The sequence below is a fragment of the Eggerthella sp. genome, assembly GCF_048329335.1.
In the GTDB taxonomy this organism is placed as follows: Bacteria; Actinomycetota; Coriobacteriia; order Coriobacteriales; family Eggerthellaceae; genus Eggerthella; species Eggerthella lenta.
In genome coordinates, this window is record NZ_DBFEGU010000015.1 from 1 (window position 1) to 7,973 (window position 7,973).

At 63.5% G+C, this 7,973-nt stretch carries 5 protein-coding genes; all 5 read left to right on the forward strand.

The window, feature by feature from the left end; all coding sequences use genetic code 11:
* Positions 1 to 909, forward strand: a 909-nt coding sequence (locus tag ACMO6A_RS00380; RefSeq protein WP_418470636.1) for an FAD-binding protein, incomplete at its 5' end; no start/stop codon positions are given.
* Positions 910 to 1,410: 501 nt separating this feature from the next.
* Positions 1,411 to 2,751 (forward strand): replication-associated recombination protein A, encoded by a 1,341-nt coding sequence (locus tag ACMO6A_RS00385; RefSeq protein ID WP_418470637.1) that lies wholly within the window; start codon positions 1,411 to 1,413, stop codon positions 2,749 to 2,751.
* 105 nt (positions 2,752 to 2,856) lie between these two features.
* Complete coding sequence (locus ACMO6A_RS00390; RefSeq protein ID WP_114548058.1) at positions 2,857 to 3,618, forward strand: DUF948 domain-containing protein; 762 nt, start codon at positions 2,857 to 2,859, stop codon at positions 3,616 to 3,618.
* 32 nt (positions 3,619 to 3,650) lie between these two features.
* Positions 3,651 to 4,940, forward strand: coding sequence for an AI-2E family transporter (locus ACMO6A_RS00395; RefSeq protein ID WP_009609454.1), 1,290 nt, complete (start codon positions 3,651 to 3,653; stop codon positions 4,938 to 4,940).
* 103 nt (positions 4,941 to 5,043) lie between these two features.
* Positions 5,044 to 7,680 (forward strand): alanine--tRNA ligase, encoded by a 2,637-nt coding sequence (gene alaS / locus ACMO6A_RS00400; protein ID WP_114516361.1) that lies wholly within the window; start codon positions 5,044 to 5,046, stop codon positions 7,678 to 7,680.
* Positions 7,681 to 7,973: the final 293 nt, after the last annotated feature.

The window sequence follows — 7,973 nt, forward strand, 5'->3', positions numbered from 1 at the left end:
TATGCTGATGTGGCTGGTCCGAACGTCGACTGGCTCGATGCGCTCTCCGAGGAATACCTGGGTCAGCCGTGCTTCGAGGTGGCCATGGCCGAGGCAAACGTCGGCACAGCCGACGGGGGGCACAACGGCGCGGTTGGCGGATGCCTCGACGCCACGGGTTGCGAATACGAGAAGTTCGGCGTCAAATTGGAGGAAGCCGTTCCGCGCACCCACTGGGCCAAGGCAGCCCCCGACAACACCGCGAATTCAGGTCCCGAGTTGTTTGACCCGTTGCTGGCGTGCATCGAAAAGCAGAGCAACATCGAGGCGGTCTTCAATACGGCGTTGGTGAAACTGGTAACGAATGCCGAGGGCGTGGTTATCGGAGTGGAAGCCGAAGGCGCGGGCGGCAGGGAGTTCTATAAGGCAAGCAAGGGCGTTATGCTGGCTACAGGCGGGTTCCCGGCCGGTTTAGAGATGCAGGAGCGATTCTGCCAAGACGCGCTCGACTATAGCACGTATATGTGCAAAGATTGCACGGGGGATGGCGTGAAAGCCGCCATGGCCGTAGGAGCCGATCTGTACAACATGTGCAACTATTATCCTATCGAGGTTGCGCAGCAATACCATTACAACGTGCAGTACAACGACGTGTACAACAGTTGGGATATGGATTCCGACGGATACATGGAAGTGCCGGCTATGAATATGGCGGAAACGCACGGCGGCCTCGTCATCAACACCGACGCCCAGGTTCTCGACGTATGGGGCGAGCCCATTCCGCATTTGTACTGCTCCGGTTGCGATACCGGTTCGAACATCTTCGGCATTCCGGGCAACTATCCTGGATGCGGATGCTACGTAAGCTTCTCGTTTGCGTTCGGCCGCATCGCCGGCAAACATATGGCCGATTCGGAAGCCGTCGCTTAGGCACTTCTTTGCCGTGCGGCATCCCTCCCCGCCGCACAGTCGGTTTCCTAAAAGGAAAGGGGCTGCAGTTCAACTGCAGCCCCTTCGTGCGTCATTGGAAGCCCTACCCCCGGCCAGAAGGATGAACCCACCTTAAAAGGTGGGTGCTCGCAGCCCGCTTCCTGGCTTTCGTGTCAACGGACACGAATCCCCATTTCACGCGCGATCTTGAGCTCCCTCATGTATCAGCATCGGTCCATCGCAAAGTATGGCTACGAGGGCAGGACCTGCTTTTGAGTATATGGGTAGCATCGTTAAAATAAAGACTTGACATCCGGTTGTTTCGCCGATTACACAACCCGGTCTTCTACATGCCGAGCGGCTGCAGATCAAGCGACGGAATGCGAGGACGGGAGCGCGTTGTCGCCCGAAGGCCTCGTTTTCGGGCGCGATTCCGAGTTTTTCGGGCGACAATGCAACGTCCGCTAGGCAAACAAGCGTTCGCATGATACGATATATGGCATGGATACCTTATTTACCGAAATGGAAAACGAGCGGAAGTCGGAAGTGGCGCCCTTGGCAGTGCGCATGCGTCCGCGCACGCTCGAGGAAGTGGTCGGCCAGGACGAGGCGGTGGGCCCCGGCTCGTGGCTGCGCAACGCCATCGAGCAGGACCAGTTGAGCTCGGTCATCCTGTTCGGCCCGGCGGGCACGGGCAAGACCTCGCTCGCGCACGTCATCGCCGAGACGACGAAGGCTACGTTCGTGGAGGTGTCGGCCATCGGCGGCACGGTTTCGGATCTGCGCCGCGAAATCGATGCCGCCGACAAGCGCCTGTCGGCGTTCGGTTTGCGCACCATCCTGTTCGTCGACGAGATCCACCGCTTCAACCGCAGCCAGCAGGACGCGCTGCTGCACGCCGTGGAGGATCGCGTGCTGGTGCTGGTGGGAGCCACAACGGAGAACCCCTTCTTCGAGGTTAACTCGGCGCTGATCAGCCGCTCGCGCGTGGTGGAGCTGCACGGGCTGTCCGACGAGGAGATCGTCAGCCTCGTGGAGCGTGCGCTGGTCGACGAGTGCGGCCTGGGCGGCCGCTATCGGTTGGATGCCAAAGCGCGCGACGCCATCGTGCTGCTGGCGGGCGGCGACGGGCGCGCGGCGCTCACCACGTTGGAGCTTGCCGCCGGTATGGTGCAGCCCGGCACCTCGAAGAAGCCCGCGAAGATCACCGAGGACAACGTGCGCGCGGCCACGCCGCATCGCTCGCTGCCCTACGACAAGAACAAGGACATGCACTACGACGTCATCTCGGCGTTCATCAAGTCCATGCGCGGCAGCGACCCCGATGCCGCGCTGTACTGGCTCGCCCGCATGATCGATGGGGGAGAAGACCCGAAGTTCATCGCGCGCCGCATGTTCATTGCCGCGTCGGAGGACATCGGCAACGCCGATCCGCAGGCGCTGCTCATCGCTGAGGCCGCGTTCAAGTCGGCCGAGGTCATCGGCTATCCCGAGTGCCGCATCAACCTGGCGCAGGCTGCCATCTACCTGGCGCTCGCGCCCAAGAGCAACGCGGCGGAGGCGGGCATCGATGCCGCGCTGAACGAGGTGCGCAACGGGCCGTCTCGCAACGTGCCCGACCATCTGCGCGATCGGCACCGCCCCGGATCCGAGAACTACGGCGAGTACAAGTATCCGCACAGCTACCCCAGCGGCTGGGTGAGCCAGCGCTACCTGCCCGACGGTTTGGAGCGCGGCTGCTTCTACCGGTCGAGCGATCGCGGTTGGGAGGCCTACCGCAGCGACACGTTCGCGCGAGACCGTCTGGATTCCGGAGAAAACCCCACGTCGCGCGGAAGGTAACCGATTGTCTACTCCTGTGGAAGCAGGGTGAAAAGTTGACCTCGGCCTGTATATCATCCGAGGTGCTCGTGCTATAGTAATGGCTTCGGAAACAGGAGGCATACGGTGGATATCAGCGAAATTCTCAGCATAGCGTTGCCGGTGGTCTATGTGATCGTGGGCGCGGTGCTGGTGTGGCTCGTCATCGAGCTTGTCATGACCGTGCGCAAGACACGCAAGACGGTCGACGATCTGCAGAGGCAGGTCGAGCCTACGCTGGCAAGCGTGGAGCGTATCACGGCGTCGCTCGAGCCCGTCGCGGCGAAGGTGGATCCGCTGGTGGAGCGTGTGTCGCTGACGGTCGATGCCGCCAACCTCGAGATCATGCGCGTCGATCAGATTCTCGAAGACGTGAACGAAATCACCGACTCGGTGGCCTCGGCCGTCGAAGCGGTGGACACGGTGACCAACGCTCCGGTGGAATTGGTGAACAACGTGACCTCGCGCGTGCGCAACGCGTTCAAGTCGCGCCGCGCCAGCGACGAGTCGGTTGCCCTCGGCCAGGCGAAAGCCGAGCGCTCCGCCTCCCATGGTGCGAGCGGACGCGGCACCGAAGTGCCCGTTTCGACCGCCGACGTCGTCAAGGGCGTCGTGACCACCTCGGTCGCGGCCGCGAAGGAGGCCGTTGCCGACCAGCGCGAGCAACGCGCCGAGCAGCGTGCCGAGCGAGACGAGAAGGCAGAAGCCAAACGCGTCGCCGCCGATAAGACGTCCGAAGTCGCCGCCACCATGGCCGATGCCGTGGCTACCGCCGCGAACGCCGATGCCGCAGCTGCGCAGCAGTACTTCACGTACGACGCAGACGAAAAAGCGAACCAGGGCAAGTAACGACAGCATACACGGCACGAAAGGGCGACTCGGTGGAGACTCCCAGCTCCGAAGCGACGAAAACCGACAAAGCGAAGCGAAGCTTTCTCATAGTCTGGACGATCGTGGGCGGCATTCTGCTCACGGGCGTTCTCGTTTACCTGTTCAATATTTTGAGCGTGCCTATCGGCATCGTCATCTGGTCCATCGTCATCGTATTCTGCCTGCGAGGACCGGTGAACAAGCTGGAGAAACTGGGCGTTCCACGCGTGGCCGGCACGACGATCGCCTACGTCCTGATGTTCGTTGTTCTGGCTTTGGTGGGGCTTCTCATGTTCTCGCCGGCGTTCGGCGTGGGCGACCAGTTCACCAACCTCATCGAGAGCATTCCGGGCTACGTTCAGACCATCGCCGGGTGGGGCAACGACCTGTACACGCGCTACGCCGACGTGCTTCAGAACGACACGGTGCAAACGTGGATCAACAATGCGCTGGACGCCATCGTCTCATGGGCTTCGACGTTCGCCCGCGATAGCGCCAACGGCGTGGTCGCCATCGGGACGGGTCTGGTCAACACGTTCGTTGCGCTCGGGTTTGCGCTGGTGGTGGCTTTCTGGATCCTCATGGAGCTTCCGCAGCTTGGACGCGAATGCATGCGCCTCGTCAACCCGAAGCGCCACGAGGATCTGGAAATGCTGCACGTCACGTTCACGCGCGTCATGGGCGGCTACATCAAGGGCACGCTTTTGCAGTGCGCCATCATCGGCGTGGGCTGCGTCGTTCTGTTCGGCGCCATCGGCATCCCGAACTACGCGGCGCTCGGCGGCATCGCCGGCCTGTTGAACATCATCCCCATCGTGGGCCCGTGGCTCGGCGGTGCGCTTGCGGCCATCGTGGGCGTGTTCGTCAGCCCCTGGATCGCGGTCATCGCGCTCGGCGGCACCATCGCCATCCAGCAGATCGTCTATACGTTTATTTCGCCGAAGATCATGGCGAACTCGGTGGACGTTCATCCGGCGCTCACCCTCATCGCTTTGATGGCGGGCTCCGCTATAGGCGGCGCTATGAGCGGCTTCACGGGCTCGCTTGTGGGTATGTTGGCTTCCATTCCCGCCGTCGCGGTTGCGAAGTCGGTTTTCGTGTATTATTTCGAAAAGCGCACGGGGCGGCAGCTGGTAAGCGCAGACGGCGTGTTCTTCCAAGGCACCACCGCCTCGGACGGCACGCTCGATCCCATCGCCGATGCCACGTCGCCGCATCCCGACATCTCGGCGGCGTTCGAGCGCGTCGAGCAGCGCAAGGCCGAGGCCGATCAGAAGGCGCAGCATCGTAAGAAGCGTTGATCGGGCTTTGTTGGCCTGAGCGCGTGGGGGCGTGCGGGCGCACGTCGTTAGTGGAGCAGCGGGTCGTGCGAGGCGGCCCCCGAGGAGATAGAAAGACGCGACTATGAAGTACATGACCAGCGCGGAGATCCGCGAGAAGTACCTGAGCTTTTTTGAGGAGAAGGGCTGCAAGCGCTGGCCCTCGTCATCGCTCATTCCCGACGACCCGTCGTTGTTGCTGACGAGCGCCGGCATGGTGCAGTTCAAGCCGTATTTCCTGCAGCAGAAGCACCTCGAAGCCCCCTACATCGGCACGACGACGGTGCAGAAGTGCGTGCGCACGAACGACATCGACATCATCGGCACCACGGGCCGTCACCAGAGCTTCTTCGAGATGTTGGGCAACTTCAGCTTCGGCGAATACTTCAAGGAGGAGATGTGCGCGTGGGCGTACGAATTCTCCACCGAGGTGCTGGGCCTGCCGGCCGAGCGCCTGTACTTCACCGTGTATCTCGACGACGACGAGACCATCGAGATCTGGAAGAAGCTGGGCGTGCCCGACGACCATATCTCGCGCCTGGGCGAGGATGACAACTTCTGGCGTGCCGGGCCTACGGGCCCCTGCGGCCCCTGCTCGGAGATCTACTTCGATCAGGGCGAGGACTTCGGCTGCGGCAGCCCCGACTGCGCGCCTGGTTGCGACTGCGACCGCTTCCTGGAGTACTGGAACCTCGTGTTCACCCAGTACGACGGACAGGAAGACGGCACGTTCGTGCCCCTTCCGAAGAAGAACATCGACACCGGCATGGGCCTCGAGCGCATCGCGGCCATCCTGCAGGGCGTCCAGTCCAATTACGAGACGGACGTGCTGCGCAGCCTCGTGGCGGTGGGCGAGAAGCTGACCGGAACGACGTACGGCGAGGACGCGGCCATCGACCTATCGCTGCGCATCATGGCCGATCACAGCCGTGCCGTGGCATTCATGATCGCCGACGGCATCCTGCCCTCCAACGAAGGCCGCGGCTATGTGCTGCGCCGTCTGCTGCGTCGCGCCGTGATGAAGGGCCATCTGCTGGGCCTCGACAAGCCGTTCCTCAACGATTACGTCGACGAGATCGTGAACCTCATGGGTCACGTGTACCCCGAGATCGTGGAGAACCGCGAGCTCACGCGGCGCGTCATCCTGTCCGAGGAAGAGCGCTTCGGCGCAAACCTGCGCCAGGGCCGCGCGTTCCTCGACGAGGCGCTGGCCGAGCTCGAGGGCGAGGTGCTGCCGGGCGACCGCGCGTTCACGCTGCACGATACGTACGGCTTCCCCGTGGAGGTCACGCGAGAGCTGTGCGACGAGCGCGGCATCGAAGTTGATATGGAAGGCTTCGGCCGCTGCATGGACGAGCAGCGCGAGCGCGCTCGCGCTGCCAATACGAAGGACGCCGAGGCGGCCTGGTCCACCTATGGCGGCGTGATGAACGAGATCCTCGAGGCCGTGGGCCCCACCGAATTCCTCGGCTATACGAAGAACGACGCCGAAGCGCGCGTGCTGGCGCTTGTGAAAGACGGCGTGCAGGTGGATGTGCTGGAGGCGGGCGACGAGGGTCGCGTAGTGTTGGACGCTACGCCCTTCTACGCTGAGAAGGGCGGCCAGATCGGCGACGCCGGCGTGCTTGCGAAGGACGATGCCATCGTGGCGGTCCTGGACACGAAGGAGCCCGAGAAGGGCCTGATCGCGCACACCGTGAAGGTGGAGAGCGGTCGCTTGAGCGCGGGCGATGCCGTGCATGCCGCCATCGACGTGCCGCGCCGCGAGCGTATCCGCCGCAACCACACCGCTACGCACATCCTGCATTGGGCGCTGCGCGAGGTGCTGGGCGACCATGTGAAGCAAGCGGGCAGCTACGTCGCCGACAGCCGTCTGCGCTTCGACTTCACCCACTTCGAGGCCATGACGGCCGAACAGATCGCCGAGGTGGAGCGCCTGGCGAACCAGAAGATCATGGAGAATCATCCCGTGCGCGCCTACGAGACGTCGCTCGCATCGGCACGCGAAGCCGGCGTCATGGCGCTGTTCGGCGAGAAGTACGGCGAGTTCGTGCGCGTGCTCGACATCGAGGGCTTTTCGCAGGAGCTGTGCGGCGGTACCCACGTTTCGGCTACGAGCGAAATAGGCTTCGTTAAGATAACCTCCGAGACCAGCGTGGGCGCGAACCTGCGTCGTATCGAAGCCGTGACCAGCTTCGACGCGCTTGCGTACATGAATCGCGTGGAGGCTGAGCTCAAGGAGGCGGCCGAGTCTTTGCGCGTGCCCCTGTTCGACGTGAGCGAGCGCACGGCATCGAACATGAAGACCTTGAAAGACCTGCAGACGAAGTTGAAGCGTGGGCGCGAGGCCGTGGCCGACGACGGCATCAACGCCTTGCTCGAGACCGCGCAGACGAGCGCTGCGGGCTATCCGGTAGTGTTCGGCCGCATGCCGGAGGCCGATGCGGGTCAGATGCGCAACATGTGGGACGTGCTGCGCACGCGTTTGGGCCAGCCGGGCGCCGCGGTGCTGGCCACGGAGAAAGACGGCAAGCCCACGCTGTTGGCGGCCGGCACGCCGGAGGCGGTGGAGGCGGGCTTCGACGCAGGCGCCGTCATCAAGGCGATCTCGGGGAACATCAAGGGCGGCGGCGGCGGAAAGGCCGCCATGGCGCAGGCCGGCGGCAAAGACGCCTCGGGCATCGATGCGGCCCTTCAGGCTGCGCGCGACATGCTGCTGTAGGGTTGTTGGCTGGGCGCCGTGCCGAGGGGTGCGGCGCCCAGGCGGTCCTGAGCTCGCTCGAAACGTCCACAGGACGTTTCGGCTCGACGGGTGCGGCGCCGCGAAGCGAAGCGTGACAAGTCCCCGAAGGGGAAATCTCGCGGCGCACCCCTCGGCACGGCGCCCGAGGCGGTTCTTCCGCTGGGGGCACCGGCTCTGCGAGCGGCGCTTCAACCTGCGGGGCGTCTTTTTCGGCGGCTTCTCCGTGAATCGGAGAAGCCCTTTTTTCATCCTGGGGAGTGATCATGCTGCCT